Annotated in this window: 20 protein-coding genes and 1 pseudogene; 13 read left to right on the top strand and 8 right to left on the bottom strand. The window is 71.7% G+C overall.

Going from position 1 to position 25,601, the window contains the following annotated elements; translation table 11 throughout:
- Nucleotides 1–58 precede the first annotated feature (58 nt).
- The 3 genes from ACFWM2_RS20500 (at nucleotide 59) to ACFWM2_RS20490 (ending at nucleotide 3,151) form a co-directional block, all read left to right on the top strand.
- Nucleotides 59–829 carry a lysophospholipid acyltransferase family protein gene (locus ACFWM2_RS20500; RefSeq protein WP_383281560.1) on the top strand — a complete coding sequence of 257 codons (771 nt, stop codon included), beginning with the start codon at nucleotides 59–61 and terminating at the stop codon, nucleotides 827–829.
- Nucleotides 826–1,836 carry an NAD(P)H-dependent glycerol-3-phosphate dehydrogenase gene (locus tag ACFWM2_RS20495; RefSeq protein WP_383281557.1) on the top strand — a complete coding sequence of 337 codons (1,011 nt, stop codon included), beginning with the start codon at nucleotides 826–828 and terminating at the stop codon, nucleotides 1,834–1,836. Before ACFWM2_RS20500 ends, ACFWM2_RS20495 begins: the two co-directional genes overlap by 4 nt.
- A gap of 157 nt (nucleotides 1,837–1,993) precedes the next feature.
- Nucleotides 1,994–3,151, top strand: coding sequence for a D-alanine--D-alanine ligase family protein (locus ACFWM2_RS20490; RefSeq protein WP_383281554.1), 1,158 nt, complete (start codon nucleotides 1,994–1,996; stop codon nucleotides 3,149–3,151).
- A 15-nt stretch (nucleotides 3,152–3,166) separates the two neighbouring features.
- Here ACFWM2_RS20490 and ACFWM2_RS20485 read toward each other — a convergent pair whose 3' ends face one another.
- Nucleotides 3,167–3,676 carry a DUF3515 domain-containing protein gene (locus ACFWM2_RS20485; RefSeq protein ID WP_383281552.1) on the bottom strand — a complete coding sequence of 170 codons (510 nt, stop codon included), beginning with the start codon at nucleotides 3,674–3,676 and terminating at the stop codon, nucleotides 3,167–3,169.
- A gap of 20 nt (nucleotides 3,677–3,696) precedes the next feature.
- Nucleotides 3,697–3,930, bottom strand: coding sequence for an Lrp/AsnC family transcriptional regulator (locus ACFWM2_RS20480; RefSeq protein ID WP_017947604.1), 234 nt, complete (start codon nucleotides 3,928–3,930; stop codon nucleotides 3,697–3,699).
- A 299-nt stretch (nucleotides 3,931–4,229) separates the two neighbouring features.
- Here ACFWM2_RS20480 and ACFWM2_RS20475 point away from each other — a divergent pair, with 299 nt between their 5' ends.
- Nucleotides 4,230–5,195, top strand: coding sequence for a thiamine-phosphate kinase (locus tag ACFWM2_RS20475; RefSeq protein ID WP_383281547.1), 966 nt, complete (start codon nucleotides 4,230–4,232; stop codon nucleotides 5,193–5,195).
- 22 nt (nucleotides 5,196–5,217) lie between these two features.
- Here ACFWM2_RS20475 and ACFWM2_RS20470 read toward each other — a convergent pair whose 3' ends face one another.
- The 3 genes from ACFWM2_RS20470 to rpmB all read right to left on the bottom strand — a co-directional run bounded on the left by ACFWM2_RS20470 (nucleotide 5,218) and on the right by rpmB (nucleotide 10,016).
- On the bottom strand, nucleotides 5,218–6,417 hold the full coding sequence (locus tag ACFWM2_RS20470) for an FAD-dependent monooxygenase (protein ID WP_383281545.1): 1,200 nt from the start codon (nucleotides 6,415–6,417) through the stop codon (nucleotides 5,218–5,220).
- 35 nt (nucleotides 6,418–6,452) lie between these two features.
- Nucleotides 6,453–9,593 carry a BTAD domain-containing putative transcriptional regulator gene (locus ACFWM2_RS20465; protein ID WP_383281542.1) on the bottom strand — a complete coding sequence of 1,047 codons (3,141 nt, stop codon included), beginning with the start codon at nucleotides 9,591–9,593 and terminating at the stop codon, nucleotides 6,453–6,455.
- A 237-nt stretch (nucleotides 9,594–9,830) separates the two neighbouring features.
- A complete protein-coding gene (gene rpmB, locus ACFWM2_RS20460) occupies nucleotides 9,831–10,016 on the bottom strand; it encodes a 50S ribosomal protein L28 (protein WP_107021922.1) in 186 nt (61 codons plus the stop codon).
- Between the two features lie 259 nt (nucleotides 10,017–10,275).
- Here rpmB and ACFWM2_RS20455 point away from each other — a divergent pair, with 259 nt between their 5' ends.
- The gene (locus ACFWM2_RS20455) at nucleotides 10,276–12,123 is read left to right on the top strand and encodes a DAK2 domain-containing protein (RefSeq protein ID WP_383281539.1); all 1,848 of its coding nucleotides are present in this window, start codon (nucleotides 10,276–10,278) and stop codon (nucleotides 12,121–12,123) included.
- 106 nt (nucleotides 12,124–12,229) lie between these two features.
- On the opposite strand, the gene ACFWM2_RS20450 is transcribed toward ACFWM2_RS20455, so the two are convergent.
- Both ACFWM2_RS20450 and ACFWM2_RS20445 read right to left on the bottom strand, forming a co-directional pair.
- Nucleotides 12,230–15,454, bottom strand: coding sequence for a tetratricopeptide repeat protein (locus ACFWM2_RS20450; protein WP_383281536.1), 3,225 nt, complete (start codon nucleotides 15,452–15,454; stop codon nucleotides 12,230–12,232).
- Entirely contained in the window at nucleotides 15,451–17,292 is a 1,842-nt protein-coding gene (locus ACFWM2_RS20445) for an HSP90 family protein (protein WP_383281533.1), read from the bottom strand. The genes ACFWM2_RS20450 and ACFWM2_RS20445 overlap by 4 nt, the downstream gene beginning before the upstream one ends.
- Before the next feature lie 162 nt (nucleotides 17,293–17,454).
- Between ACFWM2_RS20445 and recG the strand changes: the two genes are divergently transcribed.
- The 8 genes and pseudogenes from recG to mutM all read left to right on the top strand — a co-directional run bounded on the left by recG (nucleotide 17,455) and on the right by mutM (nucleotide 24,942).
- Complete coding sequence (gene recG, locus ACFWM2_RS20440) at nucleotides 17,455–19,671, top strand: ATP-dependent DNA helicase RecG (protein ID WP_383281530.1); 2,217 nt, start codon at nucleotides 17,455–17,457, stop codon at nucleotides 19,669–19,671.
- A 166-nt stretch (nucleotides 19,672–19,837) separates the two neighbouring features.
- Nucleotides 19,838–20,431 (top strand): annotated as a pseudogene (gene rsmD / locus ACFWM2_RS20435) (16S rRNA (guanine(966)-N(2))-methyltransferase RsmD); the annotation flags it as partial.
- Nucleotides 20,428–20,937, top strand: coding sequence for a pantetheine-phosphate adenylyltransferase (gene coaD, locus ACFWM2_RS20430; RefSeq protein WP_383281527.1), 510 nt, complete (start codon nucleotides 20,428–20,430; stop codon nucleotides 20,935–20,937). The pseudogene rsmD and the gene coaD, both read left to right, overlap by 4 nt.
- 99 nt (nucleotides 20,938–21,036) lie before the next feature.
- On the top strand, nucleotides 21,037–22,092 hold the full coding sequence (locus ACFWM2_RS20425) for an ATP synthase F0 subunit B (protein ID WP_383281525.1): 1,056 nt from the start codon (nucleotides 21,037–21,039) through the stop codon (nucleotides 22,090–22,092).
- 149 nt (nucleotides 22,093–22,241) lie between these two features.
- Nucleotides 22,242–22,904, top strand: coding sequence for a YceD family protein (locus ACFWM2_RS20420; protein WP_383281522.1), 663 nt, complete (start codon nucleotides 22,242–22,244; stop codon nucleotides 22,902–22,904).
- A 2-nt stretch (nucleotides 22,905–22,906) separates the two neighbouring features.
- Nucleotides 22,907–23,080, top strand: a complete 174-nt coding sequence (gene rpmF / locus ACFWM2_RS20415; protein ID WP_028802425.1) for a 50S ribosomal protein L32 — start codon at nucleotides 22,907–22,909, stop codon at nucleotides 23,078–23,080.
- A 19-nt stretch (nucleotides 23,081–23,099) separates the two neighbouring features.
- Nucleotides 23,100–24,020 (top strand): ribonuclease III, encoded by a 921-nt coding sequence (rnc, locus tag ACFWM2_RS20410; protein WP_383281519.1) that lies wholly within the window; start codon nucleotides 23,100–23,102, stop codon nucleotides 24,018–24,020.
- Between the two features lie 61 nt (nucleotides 24,021–24,081).
- Nucleotides 24,082–24,942 carry a bifunctional DNA-formamidopyrimidine glycosylase/DNA-(apurinic or apyrimidinic site) lyase gene (gene mutM / locus ACFWM2_RS20405; protein ID WP_383281517.1) on the top strand — a complete coding sequence of 287 codons (861 nt, stop codon included), beginning with the start codon at nucleotides 24,082–24,084 and terminating at the stop codon, nucleotides 24,940–24,942.
- 23 nt (nucleotides 24,943–24,965) lie between these two features.
- Here mutM and ACFWM2_RS20400 read toward each other — a convergent pair whose 3' ends face one another.
- Nucleotides 24,966–25,388 carry a winged helix-turn-helix transcriptional regulator gene (locus ACFWM2_RS20400; RefSeq protein ID WP_383281514.1) on the bottom strand — a complete coding sequence of 141 codons (423 nt, stop codon included), beginning with the start codon at nucleotides 25,386–25,388 and terminating at the stop codon, nucleotides 24,966–24,968.
- Between the last annotated feature and the right edge of the window lie 213 nt (nucleotides 25,389–25,601).

The following is a 25,601-nucleotide window of genomic DNA, read 5'->3' as shown; positions in this document are numbered from 1 at the left end:
ACCGGCGGCCCGGGGCGACACTTGTGCGGGCCCCCAGGCCCAAGAGGAAGGTGTCCGCGTGTCCCGCCGCAGAATCGGCTTCTGGTACCGCTTCGCAGCGGTCCTGTGCAAACCGCCCCTGGTGGTTCTGATCAAGCGGGACTGGCGTGGAATGGAGAACATTCCGGCTGCGGGAGGATTTATCACCGCGGTGAACCACAATTCGCATGTGGATCCCTTCGCGTACGCGCACTATCAGTACAACACCGGGCGGGTTCCGCGATTCCTGGCGAAGGCCGCGCTTTTCAAGAAGGGGTTCGTGGGGGCCGCCATGCGCGGCACCGGGCAGATCCCCGTCTACCGGGAGAGCACCGACGCGCTGAGCGCCTTCCGCGCCGCGATCGATGCCGTGGAGCGCGGCGAATGCGTGGCGTTCTACCCCGAGGGCACCCTCACCCGCGATCCCGACGGCTGGCCGATGACCGGCAAGACCGGTGCCGCCCGGGTCGCCCTGCAGACCAAGTGCCCGGTGATTCCGGTCGCCCAGTGGGGCGCCAACGAACTGCTGCCGCCGTACGCCAAGAAGCCCAACATCCTTCCGCGCAAGACCAGCCACGTCCTCGCGGGTCCGCCGGTCGACCTCTCCCGCTTCTACGGCCAGGAGATGAGTCCGGACGTCCTCAAGGAGGCCACCGAGGTCATCATGGCCGCCATCACCACGCTGCTGGAGGAACTCCGCGGCGAGCGGGCGCCCGAGAAGCCGTACGACCCGCGCACGGTGCGCGTCGAACAACGCCGCAGGGCCGCGGCGAAGCAGAAGGCACAACAGGAAGAGGGGCAGGGCGCGTGAGCAAGCCGGTCAAGGCGGCCGTCTTCGGGACCGGATCGTGGGGCACGGCCTTCGGGATGGTGCTCGCCGACGCGGGGTGCGACGTCACCCTGTGGGCGCGCCGCGCCGAACTCGCCGAAGCGGTCAACTCGACGCGTACGAACCCGGACTACCTCCCGGGTGTCGAACTCCCGGCGAACCTGCGGGCCACCGCGGACGCCGCAGAGGCCGCGCGCGACGCCGACTTCACCGTGCTCGCCGTGCCCTCGCAGACGCTGCGCGCAAACCTCGCCGAGTGGGCGCCGCTGCTCGCCCCCGACACGGTTCTCGTCTCGCTCATGAAAGGCGTCGAACTCGGTTCCGCCATGCGGATGAGCGAGGTGATCGAGGACGTCGCCAAGGTCGGCGCGGACCGTATCGCCGTGGTCACCGGACCCAACCTCGCCCGGGAGATCGCGGCGCGCATGCCGGCCGCCGCCGTGGTCGCCTGCAGCTCCGAAGCCGTCGCCCGGCGACTCCAGGGCGTCTGCCACACGCCGTACTTCCGCCCGTACACCAACACCGACGTCGTCGGCTGCGAACTCGGCGGTGCCGTCAAGAACGTGATCGGTCTCGCCGTCGGCATCGCGGACGGCATGGGCCTCGGCGACAACGCCAAGGGCTCGCTCATCACGCGCGGCCTCGCCGAGACCACCCGACTCGGCCTCTCCATGGGCGCCGAACCGCTGACGTTCTCCGGACTCGCGGGCCTGGGCGACCTGGTGGCCACCTGCTCCTCGCCGCTGTCGCGCAACCACACCTTCGGCACCAATCTGGGCAAGGGCATGACCCTCCAGGAGACCATCGCGGTCACCAGGCAGACCGCCGAGGGCGTCAAGTCCTGCCAGTCCGTGCTGGATCTGGCGCACCGGCACGGTGTCGACATGCCCATCACGGAGACGGTCGTGGACATCGTCCACGAGGGCAAGCCGCCGGTCGTCGCCCTCAAGGAGCTGATGTCGCGCAGCGCCAAGCCGGAAGTGCGCTGACCGACGCCGAAGGGGCCGCCGCCCACGCGGCTGCCGACGCCGAAAGCACCGCCGGCCGCCCGGCGGGGCGACGCTCCGCGACCGTCCGTACGACGCTGAGCAACGCCCGCCGTGGGGCGCTGACTCACCGCCTACCACCGGGTACGCTCAACGCGATATGAGCACCGAGAACCTCCCCCAGAGCCCCGAGCAGCCGCCTCGTAAGCCGCGCGTGGCCGTCGTCTTCGGCGGACGCAGCTCCGAACACGGGATCTCCGTGGTCACGGCCGGCGCCGTCCTGCGCGCCATCGACCGTACGAAGTACGACGTACTGCCGATCGGCATCACCCAGGACGGCCGCTGGGCGCTCACGGCGGACGAGCCGGAACGCATGGCGATCATCGACCGCAAGCAGCCGAGCGTCGACCAGCTCGCCGAGTCGAGCGAGGGCGGCGTGGTGCTCCCCGTCGACCCGGCCAGCCGCGAAGTCGTCTACTCCGAGCCGGGTTCGGTCCCCAAGGCGCTCGGCGAGGTCGACGTCGTCTTCCCCGTGCTGCACGGCCCCTACGGCGAGGACGGCACCCTCCAGGGCCTGCTGGAACTGTCCGGAGTTCCGTACGTGGGCGCGGGCGTGCTCGCGTCGGCGGTCGGCCAGGACAAGGAGTACATGAAGCGGGTGTTCACCTCCTTCGGGCTGAAGGTGGGCCCGTACGTGGTGATCAGGCCGCGAGAGTGGGAGCTTGACGAGCCGGGTGCCCGCAAGAAGATCGTCGACTTCGCGGGCGAGCACGGCTGGCCGCTGTTCGTGAAGCCCGCCCGCGCCGGCTCCTCGATCGGAATCACCAAGGTCGACGACCTCGGCGGTCTGGACGAGGCGATCGCGGAGGCACAGCGCCACGACCCGAAGATCATCGTGGAGGCGCTGCTGCGCGGCCGCGAGATCGAGTGCGGGGTGCTGGAGTTCGAGGACGGCCCGCGGGCCAGCCTGCCCGCCGAGATCCCGCCGGCGCAGTCGCACGCGTACTACGACTTCGAGGCGAAGTACATCGACTCGACGCCCGGCATCGTGCCCGCCCCGCTGACGCCCGAGGAGACCGCCGAGGTCCAGCGGCTCGCGGTCGAGGCCTTCGACGCCGTGTCCTGCGAGGGTCTGGTGCGCGCGGACTTCTTCCTCACCGAGGACGGGGAGTTCGTGATCAACGAGGTCAACACCATGCCCGGCTTCACGCCGATCTCGATGTACCCGCAGATGTGGCAGGCCAGCGGGGTCGAGTACGCGGAACTGGTGGACCTCCTGGTGCAGGCGGCGCTGCGGCGGTCGACGGGACTGCGCTAGCCGTCCACCGGTGCGTCAGTCGGCGATCCCCTTCGGGATCGCCTTCTTGACGGACGCGGCCAGGTCGACCAGCACGCCGGAGGTGTCCCGTCCCTTCGGCACACTCACCTCGACGTACGCCAGGCGCGACGCCGTGGTGAAACGGACCGAGCCGTCGTCCTGCTTCTCCATCAGCCAGTCGACGCCGTTCACGCCGCCGCCGACCGCGTCCGGATCGTCGCCGAGCGCCACCTTCGGATCGACCATCTTCGGGGGCCGCTCGACACCGCAGCGCAGTATGATCGCCGGGCTTCCCCAGCCCGCGGTCAGTGCGGACCGGGGCTCGGGATCCTCCCGACCGAGGCCGTCCACCTTCTTCGGCAGCACCTTGTCCAGGTTCTGGCACAGCTCGGTGACCTTCGTGTCCGGGCTGGGAACCGCAGTCGAGGCGTTGTCGTCTGCTGAGGAGCAGCCCGTGGCGCCGATCAGCAGTACGAGCACGGGCAGCCCGAAGAAAGTGTTGAGCCGGTGACGGAAGAAGTTCACCGGCCAAGGGTAGACGGGGGCTAGAGGTGCACGACCGGGCAGGTCAGAGTACGGGTGATGCCGTCCACTTGCTGGACCTTCGCGACCACCATGCGGCCGAGTTCATCGACTGTGTCGGCCTGGGCGCGCACGATCACGTCGTACGGTCCTGTCACGTCCTCGGCCTGAATCACCCCCGGGATCTTGCTGATCGTGTCAGCGACGGTCGACGCCTTGCCGACCTCCGTCTGAATCAGGATGTACGCCTGTACCACGGAACCTCCAGGGCGGCCACGAGGATCATGTGGGGAAAAGGAACGCCACGGTATCGCGTCGCCGCTCGCCGCGGGGAGACCTGCGGGGGCCGTGGCTTGCGCGCCGAGGTGCACGGACTGCACAAGTTGACGGTCAACTCGACCGTACCGAGTACAGAGACGGCTCGCGACCGGGCACCGGTCGTGGCAGAGGGAGCAGTACGACGATGCTGTGTCTTCCCGGGGGACCACCCCCGGACCCCCGGCCGAACAGCAGGTTGGAAGGGGTCGGCCGGGATGAAAGGAACAGGTGAGAACCGGTGAAGGGAACCGTGGGCGAGTTGGGGGAGTTCGGGCTCATCCGAGAGCTCACCTCGCGTCTCACCACCACCCCGGCGGTCCGGGTCGGCCCCGGTGACGACGCCGCGGTGGTGGCCGCGCCCGACCGCAGGGTCGTGGCGAGCACCGACATTCTCCTGGAGGGGCGGCACTTCCGCCGTGACTGGTCCACGGCGTACGACGTGGGACGCAAGGCGGCCGCGCAGAACCTCGCGGACATCGCCGCGATGGGTGCCGTACCGACGGCGCTGCTGCTCGGCCTGGTCGTCCCCGCGGAACTCCCGGCCACCTGGGCCTCCGAGCTGATGGACGGTCTGCGCGACGAGTGCCAGGTCGCGGGCGCGGCCGTGGTGGGCGGCGATGTCGTACGCGGCGAGACGATCACCATTGCGATCACCGCGCTCGGCGATCTGCGCAACCACGAGCCGGTGACCCGGGGCGGTGCGCAGCCCGGCGACGTGGTCGCCGTCACCGGCTGGCTGGGCTGGTCCGCGGCCGGGTTCGCGGTGCTCTCGCGCGGCTTCCGCTCGCCGCGCGCCTTCGTCGAGGCCCACCGGCGGCCCGAACCGCCGTACCACGCGGGTCCCGCGGCCGCCGGGCTCGGCGCGACCTCGATGACCGACGTCAGCGACGGGCTGATCGCGGACCTCGGGCACATCGCCGAGGCCAGCAAGGTGCGCATCGACGTGCGCTCCGGTGACATCGACATTCCCTCGCAGATGAACGACATCGGGCAGGCCGTCGGTGTCGACCCGATCCAGTGGGTGCTCAGCGGCGGCGAGGACCACGCGATCGTGGCGACCTTCCCGCCGGACGTGAAGCTGCCCGCCCGGTGGAAGGTCATCGGCGAGGTGCTCAACCCGTCGGCGCTGCCGCAGGTGACGGTCGACGGGGCGCCCTGGACCAGCAAGGGGGGCTGGGACCACTTCGGCGACATCGAGCCGTGATGCCGTGGGCCGGTGATGTCGCTTACGCGACCGGGTAGTTCCGCAGTTCGACGTCGGTGGCCGCCTTCTCGGTGAGCTTCTTGAAGAAGCCCGCCAGAAGGCGCGAGCCGAGCAGCCGGTACATCCGGTCGCGGCTGCGGATCCTCCTCTCGGTCGACGGGGCGAAGAACGGGCCCGCGTTGCCGGAGATTTTCTGGCACCCCTTCGCGAAGTCCCGGATCAGGGACTCGTACTCGGCGAAGGCGGTGCGGTGGTCGCCGTCGGCGAGGGCCAGTTCACCGGCGAGGACATACGCGCCGACGAGCGCGACCCCGGTGCCCATGCCGCCCATGGTGGCGCCGTAGCCGGCGTCCCCGAGCAGCACCACGCGCCCCTGGGTGAGGCGGTCGACATGGATCTGGGCGATCGGGTCGAAGTAGAGGTCGTCGGTCTGTTCGAGGGCCTTGAGGACCCTCGGCGCCTCCCAGCCCATGCCGGCGAACCGTCCGGCGAGGATCCGTTTCTGCGCCGCGACGTCCCGGCGGTCGTACGTCAGCAGCTCGGAGTGGAAGACGAGCAGTGCTCCCGCGCGGTCCGGGTCGCCGTCGGAGTTGCCGAGGCAGACCGCCCGGCCCGGTTCGCTGTAGAGGCGTCCCGTGCGGTTCAGGCCGAGGTGGTTGGGGACGGGGAAGGCGGCCACGTAGTAGCCGAGGAAGCGCAGGTAGCGGGACTCGTCGCCGAAGGCCAGGCGGCGGGTGAGGGAGTGCAGTCCGTCCGCTCCCACCACGAGGTCGAAGCGCCGGGGCGCCCCGCGTTCGAAGGTCACCTCGACGCCGTCGGGTGACTCGGTGAGCGTGGCGATCGAGTCGCCGAAGACGTACTCCACGTTGTCCTTGGTGCGTTCGTACATGATCCGTGCCAGCTCGCCGCGCAGGATCTCCACGTCACCGCTCATCAGCTCCGCCGGGAGGTCGACGCGCGGGGTGCCGTCGGCGTCGACGACGGTCTGGCGGCCCATACGGGTCTGGTGGGCGTGGACCTCGTCCAGGATGCCCATCGCGGTCAGCACGGTCCGGTGGACGTGCCCCCGGAAGTCGACGGCGAAGCCGCCCCCGCGCAGATCGGGTGCCTTCTCGACGACGGTGACGCGGGCGCCGTAGCGGGCGAGGTTCAGGGCGAGGGCCGGTCCGGCGATACTGGCACCGGAGACCAGGACACTGAGGTGGGTCAGGTTCTTCGTCATACGCAGCAGCCTCGGGGGAGGCGCTGACCGGGCTCCTACCGCTCGCTGACCGTCGCTGACCGTCCTCCGGGCGGTCGCTCACGGCCCTCGGAGTCCGCCGTCGACGGTCCCTTCGTACCCTCCGTGACGGCCACCGCTCCGAGCCTTCGGCCCTGGGCGAAGGCCTTTTCATACGCCTCGGAGGAGACCGCTGCGCGGATCTCGCGTGCGGTGCGTACGGCTTCGGGGTCGCCCTGGAGTGCGGCCCCGCGCAGGGCCACGGCGGCACCCAGGAGGACGGCGGCGCGTTCGGGGGAATCTGCGACACACGCCAACGCTTCGGCGGCATCGGCCAGTTCGAGGGTGCCGGGGCTCTCGACGGCGAGGGCGGCCGCCTGCCGGAACCAGTCGCGGGCCGCGTCGGCGTCGCCCTCGGCGAGCGCCGTACGGCCGAGGCCGATGAGGATGCGTACGCTCTCGCCGATGCTGAACCAGTTGGCCGCACAGGCCTCCAGGGCGCTTTCGTACTGCACGCGCGCGTGGGCGGTGTCTCCGGACAGCCGGGCGGCGTCGCCCAGACCGCGCCGGGCACTCGCCACCTTGTCGGGCGCGCCGGCGGTACGGGCGAGGGGCAGCGCCCGGGCGAAATGGGCCGCCGCCTCCGTGAGTTCGCCCCGGTGCAGCAGGACGGTCGCCCGGATGCGCAGGAGATCGGCGGTCTCCTCCGGAGCGGCCAACTCCCGCACGTATGCCAGCCCTTCGTCGAGCAGTGCCAGGGCGCGGTCGTGTTCGCCGCGCCAGTCGGCCCACATGCCGAGCGGATCGAGGCAGTTGGCCATGCCCCAGCGGTCACCGGTCGCCCGGAAACCCTCCAGGGCCCGGGCGAACGACTCCGCGGCCGCCTCGGGTCGCCCGGTGAACTGCTCCTGGTAGCCCGTGCCGACATCGAGGAGCGCCCGCCCCCAGGCGCCGTCGCCGACCTGGGCGCGTACGCGTTCGTCGGCGACGGGCTGCGGGCCGCCCGCCACCGACCACAGCACGACGGTGAACGGCAGGCGCAGCGGCCCCTCCAGCGCTGCCAGCGTGGTCTCCACGCGCGCGAGGCGGTTCCGGTCCGCCGGGTCACCGCCGGCCCCGTCCCCGGAGACTGCGTTGATCGCGCACAGGACGTACTCCTCCGCCAGGCCCTCGGGCGGCTCGTCGCCCACGGCCGCCAGCAGGGCACGGGCGAGCGGCACGTGGGCGCCGTACAGCCCGCGCAGCCGCCAGAACCAGGAGAGCTCGGCCATGAGCCGCAGCGCGCTGTGCGGGTCGGTGCGCACGAGGTGGCGCAGTGCCGAGTCCAGGTTGCCCTGCTCGGCGGTCAGGAGGGCCAGCCACGGGAGCTGGTCGCCGCCGCGCAGGAACGGCTCCGCCCGCTCGGCGAGCCGCCGAAAGTACCGGGCGTGGACGTCCCGCAGCCCGTCCTCCTCGTCCGTCCGGGCAAGGTGCTCGGCGGCGAACGCGTGGATGGTCCGGAGCATCCCGTAACGGCCTTCCGTCACCTCCAGGAACGACTTCTCCACCAGAGAGGCCAACACGTCCTCCGGATATGGCACCCCGCACACCGCTTCCACGGCCTCCGCCGTCGCGCCTCCGGAGAACACGGTCAGCCGCCGGGCGAGCTCCCGCTCCTCCTCGTCCAGGAGGTCCCAGCTCCACTCCACGACAGCGCGCAGTGTGCGGTGGCGTGGGGCCTTGGTGCGGTCTCCCCGCGACAGCAGGCGGAAACGGTCGTCCAGGTGAGCACCCAGCCGGTCGGCGAGCTCGTCGGGTGTCAGGGTGCGCAGCCGGGCCGCGGCCAGTTCGATGGCCAGCGGCAGCCCGTCGAGCGCGGCGCAGATGTCGGCCACGCGCGCGTGGCCCTCGAAACCGGGCCGTACGGCCGCCGCCCGGTCCAGGAACAACCGGGCCGCCGGCTCCGGCGGCAACGGCGGCACCGGGCACAGCTCCTCACCGGTGATCCCGAGGGACTCGCGGCCGGTGGCGAGGATCCGCACGCCGGGACAGGCGCCGAGCAGCAGCACCGCCGTCCGCGCCACGTCCTCGATCAGGTGCTCGCAGTTGTCGAGGACGAGCAGCAGCTCGCGGTCCTCCAGAGCGGCGAACAGCCGTTCCGTGGTGTCCGTCGCCGGGCCGCGGAAGCCGTCACGGACTCCGAGCGCGGCGAGAACGGCATACGGGACCTGGGATCCGTCGGTGAGAGGAGCCAGCTCGACATAGCAGACACTGCCGCCGTAAACGCTTGCGCAAGCGTTTACGTGGCTGTGGGCGACCTCGATGGCGAGCCGCGTCCTGCCCGCGCCGCCGGGACCGGTGAGCGTGACCAGCCGGGCCTGCACGAGCAGTTCCCGGATCCGGCGGAGCTCGGTGTCGCGGCCGATGAAGCGGGTCAGCTGGGCGGGCGGACGGCGCTCCGTGGTTCCCGCGGGTCCGGCGCCGCGGAGCAGCTCCACATGGAGCGCGGACAGCTCGGGCGACGGATCGGCGCCCAGCTCGTCCGCGAGCGTGCGCCGCGCCTGCTCGTACACCGACAGCGCCTCCGCGGGCCGCCCACCCGCGTGCAGGGCCCGCATCAACTGCCCGTACAGCCGCTCGCTCAGTGGATGCGCCCCGATCAGTGCCCGCAGCTCCGGCACGAGCTCCGGGCCGCCACCGAGCGCGAGATCCGCATCGACCCGGTCCTGTACGGCGGTCAGGCGCAGTTCTTCGAGCCGGGTGACGTGGGCCCGTGCGTCCGGGAGGTCGATGAGGGCCGGGCCGCGCCACAGGGCGAGCGCCTCCCGCAGCAGCGTCGCGGCCTGTGCGGGGTCGCCTCGGGTGAGGGCGGTGTGCCCGTCACGTGCCAGCCGCTCGAAGCGATGGGCGTCGACGGAGTCGGGAGATACGGCGATCCGGTATCCGGCCGGGGAGGTTGCCACCTCCGCATGCGGGCCCAGACGTCTGCGCAGCCGCGAGATCTGGGACTGCAGGGCGTTGGCGGCCCCGGCGGGCGGCCGGTCGCCGTACAGCCCGTCGGTGAGGCGCTCCGTGGGGACGGTGCGACCGGCGTCGAGGAGCAGCAGCGTGAGCAGGGCGCGGGGGCGGGGGCCGCCCGGGTCGAGCGGGGTGCCGTCTTCGGTGCGGATGTCGAGGGGGCCGAGGATGCCGAAGCGCATTCGGCAGATTCTGGCAGGTGCGGGAGCGGACGGCGGCGGTGCCGGTCCCAGCTGGGCCCGGCGGTGTCGGTCCCAGCTGGGCTCAGGGGTGCGGGCTCATGCCTGTGATCACGCGCCGTCTCACGTCGATGCCCGTGAGCCCCGGCCCATGAGGGTGGGCACAGCAAAAAGCCGGTCCACGGTGAAGTGGACCGGCTCAGAGCAGCGAACCGGCATGGCCGCGCGCTTGGCGTGGTGTCAGCGCGAAACCTTGCCGGCCTTGATGCACGAGGTGCAAGCGTTCACGCGCTTCGGCGTCCCGCTCACTACGGTACGGACGCGCTGGATGTTCGGGTTCCAGCGACGGGACGTACGGCGGTGAGAGTGCGAGATGCTGTTGCCGAAGCTCGGCCCCTTGCCACAGACGTCGCAGTTGGCAGCCACGGGTCACTCCAAAGACTTCAGATGCTCTTACGGTGGATCCCGGCATGCCGGGATCAAGATCTAGGATCTGAGTGGCGGTGCCAGGGGGAAGGCCCGATCGGATCGGGCAACTGGAGCAGCATACAACGACTGCGTCCGGAGAACGAAACTACCATGGCTGCCCGGGGCCCCGGCCCGGCTCCCGTCAGGCCCCCTACCGCCAGTAACCCCGCTCTGGGTCTACGCTGCGTCCCACGTCCAGCAGCTTGAGGAGGCCCAGGTGCCGCAGGTGCCGCAGACATTGGACGCTCTCGCGGTGCGGACCTGGTGCGGTCTCGCTCTGGAGGCGCTGGGGCGGGCGCGCGAGGAGATCGACGCCATCAATGTCTATCCCGTAGCCGACGGGGACACCGGGACGAACCTGTATCTGACCGTGGAGTCGGCGGCCGCGGCGGTCGAGGCGGTCTTCGCGGGGCACGAGGCGGTCTCCGCGGGCGCAGGACACGACGCGGTCGCCGAGGGCGCCGGGGGCGACTCGGCTTCCGTACGGGTCGGCGGCCCCTCTCTCGCCGAGGTGACGCGGGCGATGGCGCACGGAGCGCTGATCGGTGCACGGGGGAACTCGGGGACGATCCTCGCCCAGCTGCTGCGCGGCATGGCTCAGGTGCTCGCGGCCGACAGCAACACGGGCGGTGCCGGCGGCCGTGACGCCTCTCACACGGACGCGCAGGGACTGCGGCTGGCGCTGCGGCACGCGGCCGACTCCGCCCGGCAGGCCGTCGCGCATCCCGTCGAGGGCACGGTTCTCACCGTCGCCTCGGCCGCCGCCGACGCCGCCACGGGCGCAGAGGGCGACTGCGGGACGGTGGCGCGGGCGGCGTACGAAGGTGCGCGGGCGGCCCTGGCGGCGACGCCCGGGCAACTGGCCGTCCTGGAGCGTGCGGGTGTCGTCGACGCCGGCGGACGGGGTCTCGTGGCCGTGCTGGCGGCGCTGGTGGAGACGTTCACCGGGGAGGCGCCGCGCGGCAGCGCGGCGGTCCCCGTGCTGGCCCCGCACACGGTGGACGCCACCGCGCCGGCTGCGTGGGACGACCTCCACACGCGCGTGAACGACGAGGTCCACGCGCGCCGGGGCGAGGCGACCGGCGTCGGGGGAGCCCACCCCGAGGCGTGCGCCGACGGGACCCCGGGCAAGGACGGTCCCGCGTTCGAGGTCATCTATCTCCTGGAGGCGGACGACGCGGCCGTGGCCCGGCTGCGGGACCGCCTCGACCGGCTGGGGGACTCCCTCGTGGTGGTCGGCGGGGACGGGCTGTGGAACGTCCACGTGCATGTCGACGACGCCGGTGCCGCCGTGGAGGCGGGCGTCGAGTCGGGCCGGCCGTACCGGATCCGGATCACGCACTTCGGGGTCGGAGACGTCCACACAGGGGGCGCCGGTGTGCGGCGGCCGCCTCGGGAGCGGGCGCAGCGGGCCGTCGTGGCGGTCGTGCCCGGCGAGGGACTGGCCGGGCTGTACACGGAGGCCGGGGCGACCACCGTGCTCGCGCGGCCGGGGGAGCCGCCCGCCAGTGGGGAGCTCGTCGAGGCGGTGCGGCGGGCCCACGCGCGCGAAGTGATCCTGCTGCCGAACGACGGGGATCTGCGTCATACCGCCGCGGCGGCCGCCGAGCAGGCGCGTACGGAGGGTGTCCGGGTCGCGCTGATCCCGACCCGTTCCGCGGTCCAGGGGATCGCCGCGCTCGCCGTGCACGAACCGGACCGCCGCTTCGACGAGGACGTCGTCGCGATGACCTCGGCCGCCGGCGCGACCCGCTACGCCGAACTCGCCGTCGCGGAGCGGCAGTCCTGGACCATGGCGGGGATCTGCCAGGCCGGGGACATCCTCGGCCTCATCGACGGGGACGTCGCGGTCATCGGATCCGACCTCACCGAGACGGCCGAGACCGTCCTCAACCGCATGCTCTCCGCCGGCGGCGAGATGGTCACCCTCGTCCTGGGCGACGACGCCCCCGACTCCATCGCCCCGCACCTGGAAGCGCGTGTTCGGGAGTCCTACCTGGCGGTGGACACGGTGGTGTACCGGGGCGGCCGGCAGGGAGCGCTGCTGTTGATCGGGGTGGAGTAGGGGTGGTTCAGCCCCTCCGGCGTTTGAGTATTTGAGGAGCGGGGTCCGGGGCGGCGCCCCGAGCCGGGACGGCAGGGGGCGCCGGGGCCCGGGCGGACCCCCGCCGTCACCCCTCCGAAGGCGCCTCCGCCAGCCCCCGCATGCGCTCCGCCTCGGACCGCCGTGCCTCGGGAAGCTCCCCCGCCATCCCCGCGTACGCGGAAAGGACGGCACGCGCGCGTGCGGCAGCCGCCGCAGGCCGCCGCAGGTCGGCCTCCAGCCACCCGGCGGAGAGTTCGGCCCCCGTACGAAGATCGAGCCCACCCTCCCCGAGCGAGCCGAACGCGGTGATCGCCTGCGTGACGTGGGCCAGGGCCTCCTCGAACGCGGCGCGGGCGTCGGCCTCCTCCGCTTCGTCGGAGACGGACCGGGCGACAAGGTCCCCGAACTGCCGGTGGGTCTGCCCGAGTTCGGCGAGCAGACGCTCGCGCGCCTCTTCGTCCTCGGGGGAGCGGGACGGGCCGGTCGAGCCGGGAGAGCCGGATGCGCCCGAGACCTCCACGAGCGCCCGCTCGCACTCCCGTACCGCCTCCGCCATCAATTCCCGGCCCCCGTCGAGCCCCGCCTCGCCGCGGGCCGCGAGCCACGCGCGGGCGCGCAGGGAGCGGATGAGCCCGTGGACGTTGCCCAGGGAACGCCAGAGGTCGCCGGCACGGGCGTACGCCTGGTCGGCCTGGGCGGGCAGTTCGGCCTGCCCGAGGGCCTCGGCCGCGAGGTGGGCGAGCATCGCGTGGTCGCGCTGCTCGGGCCAGTGCCGGGCGATGTCGGCGGCCTGCAGCCAGCGTTCGGCGGCACCCCGGTGCTCGCCGAGTTCGGTGAGGCAGTCGCCGAGCCACCACTGGGTCTGCACAATGGCACCGTCGCCGTGCGTCTCGGCCGTCAGATCGGGCAGTGCCGACTCCAGCACCTCCGCGGCCTCCGCCCAGCGCTCCTGGCGCAGCAGGAAACCGCCGAGCCGATGCCGGGCCCACGCGCCGAGCGTCGCTCCCTGGCCCCCCTCGTCGGCCCAGTGCGCCGCCTCCAGGGCGTGTTCCGACGCGGGCCGGAACTGTCCGGTGGCGGCGAGCGTGTCGGCCAGTTGCAGGTGCAGCTGGGCGTGACCGGCCGGCTCCAGGCGGCGGCCGCCGTACTCCAGCGCCGCCCGTACCGCCCGCTCGGCGGCCTCCGCGTCGCCGACGTGCCGCGCGATCCCGGCGAGCCGGGACTGGTACTCCACCGCGAACCACGGCAGCCCCGCCGCCACGAACGCCCGCGAGGCCTGCGTGAACAGCTCGGCGGCCGTCTCCACGTCCCCGCCGTGTGCGGCCAGCTCCGCGAGCATCGCCCGCGCCTCGGCGGCCCGCGCGGCGAGCCGTACTTCACCGGTGCACGGCTCTTGGGCCCCGACGACCGCGGCCGTCTCCACCGCATCCGTCGCCCCGGCTTCAGGCACCCGTGCCGCGTCGAGCCGTATTTCACCGGTCTCCGGGCCGACGGGGCCCCGCGTCCCGTCGGCTGCGCCTGCCGTCTCCGCGTCCGCCGCCCCGGCCCCAGGCACCCGTGCCCCGTCGAGCCCAACAGCCCCGCCGGTGTACGGCTCGACGAGCGCCAGCAGCTCTCGTGCGCCCGCCTCGGCCTCCCGTACGGCCTGCTCAGCGGCGGCCTGCGCCGCTTCGGTGTCCGTCTCCGCCCCGGCCTCCTCCGCCCTGCCTGCCTCCGCCCCGGACTCGTGCACCCGCAGCATCAGAATCCGGGCGCGTGCCACCAGCACGGACGCCGTCTGGCGCACCCCGGTGCCGTCCGCGGCGAAGAGCGCGAGGACCTCGTCGTAGGGCTCCTGGACGGACTCCAGGGCCTCCTGGGTCCGGCCGGTGCCGGCGTGCGCGTACGCACCCCGCGCGCGTGCCGCCAGCGCCTCACCCGGGTCACCGGCCTCCGCGTACAGCTGGGCCGCCCGTTCGAAGAGTGCGATGCCCTCGGGGCCGCGGCCCATCGCCTCGTGGTCCGCGATCTCCGCGCGGTCGCGGGCGCCAAGTTGGCCGTCCTCGGCGGCGCGCGCCACCGCGGCCCACGCCTCGACGGCCTCGGGGTCCATCGACTCGGTCAGCCGTCGCGCGACCACGAGCAGCGCGGTCAGGTCCGGCTCGGTGGCCGCCGCGGTCTCCGCCACCGGGGGCCGCTTCGGGTCGGTGACGGGACGGGCACTGCGTACGCCCAGCGGCAGCCGGTCGATCAGCGGACGCCGGTCCATCCGGGCGCGGGCGCGCTCGCTGACGTACGACGTGCCATTGCGCTCGTCGAAGCGCGCGGCCAGCGACAGCGCCTCCACGCGCGCGTGGAGGGCGAGTTCGCGGGCGGTCCACGCGCGCCCCGCCGGGCCGGGGACCGTCTGCTCACCCAGTCCGCGCTCGGTGAGGCGGTCCATCAGCAGCGCCACCACGGCCATGAAGTCGAGCCGGCTGCGCGGCTCCCCGGAGTCCGTGAAGTACGCGGGCCGCTCGGCCAGCAGCTCCAGGGCGCGCGCCTCGTTGCCGCTCAGCGCACAGAACTCGACGTGGTCCGCGTACGCCCCGCGCATGCTCTCCATCGCGCGGACCAGCCGGAAACCACGCAGGTGATGGGCGCGCGCCTCGTCCGCGCGGCCCAGCCTCAGCAGTGGGAGCAGCGAGGACGCCAGGACCGCGTGCGGCTCGTGGGCGCAGGTGTACTCGCCCTCCAGGACCGGCCGCCACAGCTCCAGCGCCTCCGCGTCCGCCCCCCGTTGTACCTGCCACCAGCCCTGGTCGTGCAGCTCGCAGGCGTGGCAGTCGGCCATGGTGTCCCGGTCCGCGGCCAGCCACGCGGCGTACGCCCGCTCGGCGCGCGCCAGATCCCCGATGTGGTGCGCCACGCTGAACTCGGCGCCGCGCACGGCCCGTTCGGAGTGCCCGGCGAGGCGGTAGCGGTGCTCCATCTCGCCGAGCCACTTCTCTATGGAGGCGAGGGGAATGTGCGGCTGGCCCAGCATGCCGGCCGACATCCACTTGAAGACCCAGTGCAGGGAGTGGATCTCGTACTGGTCGAAGTCCTCCGGGCGTTCGTCCCACATGCGCAGCAGGCGCGCGAAGGGGACGAACATCTTGCCCTTCTCGGAGCTGTAGTTGTAGACCTTCAGCTGGTGTCCGAGCGCCTCGATCACCGCGAGCGGGATGTTCAGCTTCTCGGCCTCGGCGAGCAGTTGCTCCGCGCGGGCGTTGCGGGCCGGCCCCTCGGGCTGCTCGTAGTTCTCGGCCATGGCCTGGCGCAGGGTGTCGAAGTCCGTGATCCCGCTCATCGGCGGCCGCCCTCCCCGGAGTCGGTGTGCGTGGCCCATTCGAGGAGGCCGATGAAAGCGCGGTTGAGCAGGGCGCTGTCCGCGGGCCGCAGCGGGCGCTGCGCCATCAGCAGGGCCTGCCCGTAGAGGGACTCCGTGGCCGTGCCGATCAGCTCGGGGTCGTTCAGTGAACTGATCCTGCGGATCAGCGGGTTGAGGTGGTTGAGCACCAGCCGCGCGCGGGGCGCACTGCCGCGCAGCGAGCCGAGGATGCCCGCCCACAGGTCGTCCGCCTGCTCCTCGGCGTCCGCGCGGGCCTGCTCGTGGCGTGCCGCCCGGTCGTCCAGGTGCAGCGCGGGCACGGAGAGCGGATGGAAGGCGCGCAGCGTGACATCGCAGCCCAGGGGGTCGAGCTTCGCCCGGGCCGCCCCCAGGAAGCCGGCCAGGGCCAGTTCCTCGGCCGGGTCGACCGCGTCCAGATGCGCCGTCACGGTGTCGGCGTCCAGTTCGGCCACGACCGTGCCCGGACGCACCGACGGGAGGGCCTCCACGAGCTCGCTGTCGTACGTGTAGCCGCCATTGACGACGCCGACGCCCTGCGCGGACGCGATCGGCGCGACCTGCCGGTACTCCTCCACGGTCCGCGTGAAGTGCACCACCGGGTGGCGCTGCGCGAACTCCTCCAGGGAGAGCCGTCCGTCGGTCGTCTCGAAGGGCAGCCACGGCAGCATCGTGCGCAGCATCTCGCTGTCGTGCCGGGCCAGCGACTTCACGCCCAGGTAGTGCACCGACAGGAAGGCGGCCAGCCGCTCCGGATCGCCCGCGGCGAGCCCGGTCAGCCAGCCGCGGATCCGCTCGCCCAGCGCCTCCCGTACGGCCGCCAGGGTCTCGTCCTCGTACAGCGACTCGCGTGACGCGGTGGGCCGCAGGCTGTCCGTGTCGAGGACGCAGCGCACGAAGAACGCCCAGTCGGGCAGCAGTTGTTCGCCCCGCTCGGTGAGCAGCATGCCCTTCAGGTGCACGCGGTGCCCGGCGCGCTGGGCCGGGCTGACCGAGGACGGGAGCACGTACGCGACACCCCGGATCCCCGCCAGTGGCACGTCCAGGTCGATCGAGTCCAGCGGTGTGAACCCGAACAGTTCGTGACAGTGCCGCGCCAGGGCCACTCGCCGGGTGGCGGGACTCGGGTGGGCGCGGTCCCAGGGCGCCGGCAGATCCGTGATCGCCTCGTCGCCGACCCGGACGTCGTACGGCAGCAGTGAACCGAAGTCCCGGGCCAGCGACCGCACCCGGTCCTCGGTGAGCCAGTCGCCCGCCCCCGCGCGCGCGACCAGGTGCACGGTCGTGCCCGGTTCGGGGCGGGCCTCGTGAGGCAGCGTCCGCACGGTGTATGAACCGTCGTCCGTGGCCGTCCACTCCACGGGGGGCGCATCGGGTGTACGCGCGCTGCGGCTGACGACGCGGATGCGCTCGGCGACGACGAAACAGGCGAGCAGACCGATGCCGAACTGCCCCAGGAAGTCGGAGCGTGCCGACTCCAGACCCTCACCGCGCTTGGAACTGCGGCCGATGGTCGCCAGGAGGCTGTGCACGTCCGACTCGGTGAGCCCCACGCCGGAGTCCTCGACGCGCAGCACGCCACCGCTCTCGGCGTACAGCCGGACCGTGGCCGGCGCGTCCGGCTGCTCGTTGCGGCGCGCGGTGATGGCGTCCACGGCGTTCTGCAGCAGCTCGCGCAGATAGACCTTGGGACTGGAGTACAGGTGATGGGAGAGCAGGTCGACGAGACCGCGCAGGTCGACCTGGAACGTATGAGGTGACTGAGGTGACTGGGATGACTGAGAAGTCTGAGAGTCCATCGTCGCAGCGCCGGTGGGGGGACGGGCGACGGCGCGGGGTCGGGCGGTCCCACGCGAGGGTGACCGCGAAGAGGGAGGGGCGCGCCATCCTAGGCCTCGAACGACCTGCCTGACCAGCGGATTTCCCGGACGTATACGGCATTGTCAGTCCTGTGGTGTGCAATGGATCTCGTGCCCGCGCTCGAAGAACCACTGAAGAAGACGCTCGGACCCGCCACCGCGAAGGTGATGGCCGAGCACCTCGGCCTGCACACGGTCGGCGACCTGCTGCACCACTATCCGCGCAGGTACGAGGAGCGCGGGCAGCTCACCCACCTCGCCGACCTGCCCATGGACGAGCATGCGACGGTGGTCGCCCAGGTCGCCGACGCGCGCCTGCTCACCTTCGCCTCCTCCAAGGCGCCCCGGGGCAAGGGCCAGCGTCTCGAAGTGACCATCACGGACGGCAGCGGCCGCCTCCAGCTGGTCTTCTTCGGCAACGGCGTGCACAAACCCCACAAGGACCTCCTGCCGGGCACGCGCGCGATGTTCTCCGGCAAGGTCTCGGTCTTCAACCACCGCCTCCAGCTGGCCCATCCGGCATACGAGCTGCTGCGCGGCGACGGCGACGAAGCGGCCGAGACGGTCGACAGCTGGGCCGGATCCCTCATCCCGATCTACCCCGCCACCGCCAAGCTGGAGTCCTGGAAGCTCGCCAAGGCCGTGCAGACGGTCCTGCCGAGCGCCCAGGAGGCCGTTGACCCGCTGCCCGAATCGCTCCGTGACGGCCGGGGCCTCGTCGCCCTCCCCGAGGCCCTCCTGAAGATCCACCGCCCGCACACCAAGGCGGACATCGCCGACGCCCGCGCCCGCCTCAAGTGGGACGAGGCCTTCGTCCTCCAGGTCGCCCTGGCCCGCCGTCGGTACGCGGACGCCCAACTCCCCGCGGTGGCCCGCAGACCCGAGCCCGACGGACTCCTCACCGCCTTCGACGCCAAGCTGCCCTTCACCCTCACCGAGGGCCAGCAGAAGGTGTCCAAGGAGATCTTCGACGACCTCGCGACCGAGCACCCGATGCACCGGCTGCTCCAGGGAGAGGTGGGCTCAGGGAAGACGATGGTCGCCCTGCGCGCCATGCTCGCCGTCGTCGACGCCGGCGGGCAGTCCGCGATGCTGGCGCCCACCGAAGTGCTGGCCCAGCAGCACCACCGGTCGATCACGGAAATGATGGGCGAGCTGGCCGAGGGCGGCACGCTCGGCGGCATCGAGCACTCGACGAAGGTCGTACTGCTCACCGGCTCCATGGGCACGGCCGCGCGCCGGCAGGCGCTGCTCGATCTGGTCACCGGCGAGGCCGGCATCGTCATCGGCACGCACGCGCTGATCGAGGACAAGGTCCAGTTCCACGACCTGGGCCTGGTCGTCGTCGACGAGCAGCACCGGTTCGGGGTGGAGCAGCGCGACGCCCTGCGGAGCAAGGGCAAGCAGCCCCCGCACCTCCTGGTCATGACCGCCACGCCGATTCCGCGCACGGTTGCGATGACCGTCTTCGGTGACCTGGAGACCTCGGTCCTCGACCAACTCCCCGCCGGGCGTTCGCCGATCGCCAGCCATGTCGTCCCGGCCGCCGACAAGCCGCACTTTCTTTCGCGCGCGTGGGAGCGCGTGCGCGAAGAAGTGGAGAACGGCCACCAGGCGTACGTCGTCTGCCCCCGCATCGGTGACGAGGAGGACGAGTCCAAGAAGGGCGCCAAGAAGAAGTCCCCCGAGGACGAGGCCGAGAAGCGGCCGCCGCTCGCCGTAATCGATGTCGCCGCCCAGCTCGTAAAGGGCCCTCTCCACGGGCTCAAGGTCGAGGTCCTGCACGGGCGGATGGCGCCCGACGACAAGGACGCCGTGATGCGCCGCTTCGCCGCCGGCGAGACGGACGTCCTCGTCGCGACGACGGTGATCGAAGTCGGGGTGAACGTACCGAACGCGACGGCGATGGTGATCATGGACGCCGACCGGTTCGGCGTCTCCCAGCTCCACCAGCTGCGCGGCCGGGTCGGCCGTGGTTCCGCGCCCGGTCTCTGCCTCCTGGTCACCGAGATGCCCGAGGCGAGCCCCGCGCGCCAGCGGCTGACCGCGGTGGCGTCCACGCTCGACGGCTTCGAGCTCTCCCGCATCGACCTGGAACAGCGCCGCGAGGGCGACGTCCTCGGCCAGGCCCAGTCCGGAGTCCGCTCCTCGCTGCGCATGCTCACGGTCATCGACGACGAGGAGATCATCGCCGAGGCCCGCGAGGAGGCGGCCGCGGTCGTCGCCGGGGACCCGGAGCTCGAGCGGCTCCCCGGGCTGCGCACGGCTCTGCAGGCCCTGCTCGACGAGGACAGGGAGCAATACCTGGACAAGGGGTGAGCACACGCCCCCTTCAGGGGTGCGGGGCTGTGTCGATATGCGGCTCCACCGGCTGGGCGCGAGGAACCAGCGCGAGCGCCGGTACGACCCCCCGGCCGCCCCCGCCGCACAGCACCCCCCGCCCCCGCCTGCCAGACTGGATCCGTAACCGCCCCTCGAACAAGGACCCCAGATGACCCGCGTGATCGCCGGCACAGCCGGCGGACGCCGCCTAGCCGTCCCGCAGGGAACCCGCACCCGGCCCACCTCCGACCGGGCGCGCGAGGGCCTCTTCTCCACCTGGCAGTCCCTGCTCGGCGGCCCCCTGGAGGGCGAGCGCGTCCTCGACCTGTACGCCGGCTCGGGCGCCGTCGGCCTGGAGGCCCTCAGCCGCGGTGCGGGACACGCCCTGCTCGTCGAGGCCGACGCCCGGGCGGCCCGCGTCATCCGGGAGAACGTCGGCTCGCTCGGTCTGCCCGGCGCCGAGGTCAGGCCGGGCAAAGCGGAACAGATCGTCCAGGAAACGGCGCCCGCGGAACCGTACGACCTGGTCTTCCTGGATCCCCCGTACGCCGTCACGGACGGCGATCTTGGCGAGATCCTCCTCACACTCCGCACCGGGGGCTGGCTCGCGGACGAAGCCCTCGTCACCGTGGAGCGCAGCACCAGAGGCGGGGAATTCCGGTGGCCGGACGGCTTCACAGCGCTCCGGTCCCGGCGTTACGGCGAGGGAACGTTTTGGTACGGTCGCGCCGCCTCTACGTGCGAAGACGCACGATGACCGGACCGGAGAGCGAGGGACCACAGTTGCGCCGCGCCGTCTGTCCCGGGTCGTTCGACCCCATCACCAACGGACACCTCGACATCATCGCCCGCGCCTCCAGGCTCTACGACGTCGTGCACGTCGTGGTGATGATCAATCAGTCGAAGCAGGGCCTGTTCACCGTCGAGGAGCGGATCGACCTGATCCGCGAGGTCACCGCCGAGTTCGGCAACGTCCAGGTCGAGGCCTACCACGGCCTCCTCGTCGACTTCTGCAAGCAGCGCGACATCCCCGCCATCGTCAAGGGCCTGCGCGCGGTCAGCGACTTCGACTACGAACTCCAGATGGCCCAGATGAACAACGGCCTCTCGGGTGTCGAGACGCTGTTCATCCCGACCAGCCCGACCTACAGCTTCCTCTCCTCCTCGCTCGTGAAGGAGGTCGCCCAGTGGGGCGGCGACATCTCCCACCTGGTGCCGGAGGTCGTCCTGGAGGCGCTCAAGGGGCGGCTCGGGAAGAGCTGAGCACCTGACGGTGCGTCACCAGGTGTCGGGCGGGGCGGGTGTGGTCGTACAGTCGATCCGTCCGTCTCCATCACAGCTGTAGAGAGTGGCGAGCACACGGTGGACGTGCAGAAGAAGCTCGATGAGATCGTCTCGGCGGTCGGCAGCGCCCGCTCGATGCCCATGTCGGCCTCGTGCGTGGTCAACCGCGCCGACCTGCTCGCGATGCTCGAAGAGGTGCGCCAGGCCCTGCCCGGCTCCCTCGCCCAGGCGCAGGAGCTGATCGGCGGCCGGGAACAGCTCGTCGAGCAGGCCCGCCAGGAGGCCGAGCGGATCATCGAGACCGCCCACGCCGAGCGCGGCTCCCTGATCTCCGACACCGAGGTCGCCCGCCGCTCCCAGAACGAGGCGGAGCGCATCCTCGCCGAGGCCCGCCAGGAGGCCGAGGAGGTCCGCGCCGAGGCCGACGACTACGTCGACTCCAAGCTCGCCAACTTCGAGGTCGTCCTCACCAAGACCCTCGGCTCCGTCGGCCGCGGCCGCGAGAAGCTCCTCGGCACCGGTCCCGGCGTCGACGAGCAGGGATACGAGGACGAGGACGCCCCGGAGCGCAGCCACGACCCGGAGACGCTGCGCCGCACGGCCGACGACTACGTCGACGTCAAGCTCGGCGCCTTCGAGGCCGTCCTCGCCAAGACCCTGGAGGCCGTCGGCCGCGGCCGGCAGAAGCTGCACGGCCGGATCGCCAGCGACGACCTGGGGCTCCTCACGGACGACGACGGCGCGCCCGTCCAGCACGCCAACGACTCCGACTACCTCGCCGGCCTCGCCGTCGCGGAGGCCCCCGAGCAGCCCGCGCAGGTCCCTGAGGTGCCCGCCCAGCCGTCCTACGGACAGCAGGACCAGTACGCGTACCAGCAGCAGCCCGATCCGTACGGCTACCAGCAGCAGCAGTACGTCCAGCAGGACGCCTACGGCTATCAGCAGGCCGACCCGTACGCCGCCTACCCGCAGCAGTCGTACGACCAGCAGGCGCAGCAGGCCGCGTACGACCAGGCGCAGCAGCAGGCGTACCAGCAGCAGACGCACGCCCTCGACGAGACCAGCCTCTTCGACACCGGCATGATCAGCGCGGAGCAGCTGCGGGCGTACGAACAGGGGCGCGGCGGCCACTGACCGCGGGGAGCGCACACCGGATTGGGCCGTGAGCGAAAGGTCCAGTATCCTGGCTCTTCGGTCGCGCGTACGTCCGTGATCACTGCTGCCCGGAACATCAGGGCGGCGCCCCCCAAGCATCGAACAAGCATCGAAGATCGAAAGCAGGAATGGTTCTGAACGCCCACCTCGACCACCGAAACCCCCTCGTGTTCGACACACACGAGCTGGGTCGGCGTCCTGGTGCGCTGCAGCGCCTGACCCGCACGATCGACGCTCCCAAGGACCTCGGTCTCCAGGGAGTCATCGGAGTGCCGGAAGGCGCTCCGGTGAAGCTCGAACTCCGGCTCGAGTCGGTCATGGAAGGGGTGCTTGTCACAGGCACCGCCCGTGCATCGGCCGAGGGGGAGTGCGTAAGGTGTCTGGAGCCGCTTGAGCAGCAGCTCGCAGCGGACTTCCAGGAGATGTTCTCGTACCCTGACGCCGACGACCGGGGCCGTGTCAAAGCGGAGCCGGCCGACGACGCCGAGGGATCCGCAGAAGACGAGGACAGGCTCTTCATCGAGGACGGCTTGTTCGACCTCGAACCCGTGCTGCGTGATGCGGTGGTGCTCGCACTGCCGATGCAGCCGGTGTGCCAGGACGACTGCCCCGGCCTGTGCTCCCAGTGCGGAGTTCGGCTCGCGGACGACCCGGACCACCACCACGACGCCGTCGACATCCGTTGGGCGGCACTGCAGGGACTCGCTGGTTCATCCGGAGACGGCGAGAAGGACGAGTTGAGCGGCGGCGCGCTTCCAACAGCGCACGTCGACGAGAAGCAGGAGAAGTAGCCGTGGCTGTTCCGAAGCGGAAGATGTCGCGCAGCAACACGCGCCACCGCCGGTCGCAGTGGAAGGCTGCGGTCCCCACCCTGGTTGCGTGCGAGCGCTGCCACGAGCCCAAGCAGCAGCACATCGCCTGCCCTGCTTGCGGCACCTACAACAAGCGCCAGGTCCTCGAGGTCTGAGCGGCCGGTGAGAGGTCTGATGTCTGACGCCAAGGCGGATTCAAACGCCAAGAACAAGGCGGACACAGCCTCGTCCCACACGCTTCTGGAAGGGCGGCTCGGCTACAAGCTGGAGTCCGCCCTTCTGGTGCGTGCGCTGACCCACCGTTCCTACGCGTACGAGAACGGCGGCCTGCCCACCAACGAGCGCCTGGAGTTCCTCGGGGACTCCGTCCTTGGCCTCGTGGTGACGGACACGCTGTACCGCACCCACCCCGACCTCCCAGAAGGCCAACTGGCCAAGCTGCGGGCCGCGGTGGTCAACTCGCGTGCGCTGGCGGAAGTGGGCCGCGGCCTCGAACTCGGCTCCTTCATCCGGCTCGGCCGGGGCGAGGAAGGCACGGGAGGCCGGGACAAGGCATCCATCCTCGCCGACACCCTTGAAGCGGTGATCGGCGCGGTCTATCTCGACCAGGGTCTGGACGCGGCGGGCGAACTCGTCCACCGGCTCTTCGATCCGCTGATCGAGAAGTCCTCGAATCTGGGTGCGGGCCTGGACTGGAAGACCAGTCTCCAGGAGCTCACCGCGACCGAGGGGCTCGGCGTTCCCGAGTACCTGGTCTCGGAGACGGGCCCGGACCACGAGAAGACCTTTACTGCTGCCGCCCGCGTCGGAGGCGTCTCGTACGGCACCGGCACCGGCCGCAGCAAGAAGGAGGCGGAGCAGCAGGCCGCGGAGTCCGCGTGGCGCTCCATCCGCTCCGCCGCGGACGAACGTGTGAAGACGGCGGCCGCCGAGGCCGCCCAGGCAGCCAAGGTCCAGGCAGCCGAAGCCGTTCAGGCGGCCGAGGTCACCCGGGACGCTGAAACCGCTCAGGCGGCCGAGGCCGCCCGGGACGCTGAAACCGACGCCGCCGAGCACGACGAGGCGGACGCCGACGCCTCCTCGACGTCCGCCTGACAAGTCGACCGAGCGCCCGCCCCGCAAGGGGCGGGCGCTATGGTGCGTGGGGGAGCCCGATATGCCTGAACTGCCCGAGGTCGAGGTCGTACGGCGCGGACTGGAGCGCTGGGTCGCCCACCGGACCGTCGCCGAGGCCGAGGTGCTGCATCCGCGTGCCGTCCGGCGCCACACCGCGGGCGGCGACGACTTCGCGCACCGGCTCAAAGGGCAGCGCGTCGGCACCCCGAGCCGCCGCGGCAAGTACCTCTGGCTGCCGTTGGAGACCACCGGCACCGCGATCCTCGCCCACCTCGGCATGAGCGGTCAGCTGCTGGTGCAGCCGCACGAGGCCCCCGACGAGAAACACCTGCGCATCCGTGTCCGGTTCGCCGACGCCCTCGACACCGAGCTTCGCTTCGTCGACCAACGCACCTTCGGCGGCCTCTCGTTGCACGAGACCACCCCGGACGGTCTGCCGGACGTCATCTCCCACATCGCGCGCGACCCCCTCGACCCGCTCTTCGACGACGGCGCCTTCCACGAAGCGCTGCGCCGACGCCGTACGACCGTCAAACGGGCCCTGCTCGACCAGTCGTTGATCAGTGGCGTCGGCAACATCTATGCGGACGAGGCGCTTTGGCGCGCGCGGATCCACTACGAGCGCCCCACCGCCGGCTTCACCCGCCCGCGCACGGCCGAACTCCTCGGCCACGTACGGGACGTGATGAACGCGGCCCTCAGCGTGGGCGGCACCAGCTTCGACAGTCTGTACGTCAACGTGAACGGCGAGTCGGGCTACTTCGACCGCTCGCTCGACGCGTACGGCCGTGAGGGACTCCCGTGCCGGCGCTGCGCCACCCCGATGCGGCGGCGCGCCTGGATGAACCGCTCCAGCTACTTCTGCCCGAAGTGCCAGCGGGCGCCACGCATCACGGCTTAGACGCCTGCGCCGCGCATCACGCCTCAGACCCTTGCGGCGCGCCTCGCGTCGTAGCGCTTCCGCGCCTCCAGCACGTCGTCCATCCGGCCCTCCATGAAGCGGATCAGGGTCAGCAGACGCTCGGCGACCTCGTGTCCCAGCGGCGTCAGTTCATAGTCCACGCGCGGGGGGTTCGTCGGCTGCGCCTCGCGGTGCACCAGACCGTCCCGCTCCAGGGCGTGCAGCGTCTGGGAGAGCATCTTCTCGCTGACCCCGTCGACCCGGCGGCGCAGCTCGTTGAAGCGGAACGGTCCCTCATGCAGAGCTCCGAGGGTGAGTGCGCCCCAGCGGCCGGTGACGTGCTCCAGCGTGCCGCGGGACGGGCAGCTGCGCGCGAACACGTCGTACGCCAGGTCGGGACACTCGCCGCTCTCGGTGACCTCGTCGGCCTGTGCGTTGGGTTCCATGGTCGCGAGCATACTCCGGCGCAGCGCCAACCACGGGGTTGCGCTAACTCTGAGTTAGCGCAGCCCTGCGACTGTCCAAAGTGAAGGCAAGGGCGGGGGCAAGTGAAGGCGACGCAAACGCCTCGGGGGGCGGCAACAACTTTGCCACCACTCTCCTCCGTCCAAGCGCCCACTTCTCTCCACCAAAATCCTCCGCCCCCCCGAGGAACTACA

It is taken from the genome of Streptomyces sp. NPDC058371 (assembly GCF_042723265.1).
GTDB lineage: Bacteria > Actinomycetota > Actinomycetes > Streptomycetales > Streptomycetaceae > Streptomyces.
This window is presented reverse-complemented; position numbering and strand designations above follow the sequence as displayed.

Coding starts and splice junctions, on each gene's coding strand:
- ACFWM2_RS20490 (WP_383281554.1), top strand. CDS start 1,994: ATGAGCACCGAGAACCTCCCCCAGAGCCCCGAGCAGCCGCCTCGTAAG.
- ACFWM2_RS20470 (WP_383281545.1), bottom strand. CDS start 6,417: ATGACGAAGAACCTGACCCACCTCAGTGTCCTGGTCTCCGGTGCCAGT.
- ACFWM2_RS20465 (WP_383281542.1), bottom strand. CDS start 9,593: ATGCGCTTCGGCATCCTCGGCCCCCTCGACATCCGCACCGAAGACGGC.
- ACFWM2_RS20450 (WP_383281536.1), bottom strand. CDS start 15,454: ATGAGCGGGATCACGGACTTCGACACCCTGCGCCAGGCCATGGCCGAG.
- ACFWM2_RS20445 (WP_383281533.1), bottom strand. CDS start 17,292: ATGGACTCTCAGACTTCTCAGTCATCCCAGTCACCTCAGTCACCTCAT.
- recG (WP_383281530.1), top strand. CDS start 17,455: ATGGATCTCGTGCCCGCGCTCGAAGAACCACTGAAGAAGACGCTCGGA.
- coaD (WP_383281527.1), top strand. CDS start 20,428: ATGACCGGACCGGAGAGCGAGGGACCACAGTTGCGCCGCGCCGTCTGT.
- ACFWM2_RS20420 (WP_383281522.1), top strand. CDS start 22,242: ATGGTTCTGAACGCCCACCTCGACCACCGAAACCCCCTCGTGTTCGAC.
- rnc (WP_383281519.1), top strand. CDS start 23,100: ATGTCTGACGCCAAGGCGGATTCAAACGCCAAGAACAAGGCGGACACA.
- mutM (WP_383281517.1), top strand. CDS start 24,082: ATGCCTGAACTGCCCGAGGTCGAGGTCGTACGGCGCGGACTGGAGCGC.
- ACFWM2_RS20400 (WP_383281514.1), bottom strand. CDS start 25,388: ATGGAACCCAACGCACAGGCCGACGAGGTCACCGAGAGCGGCGAGTGT.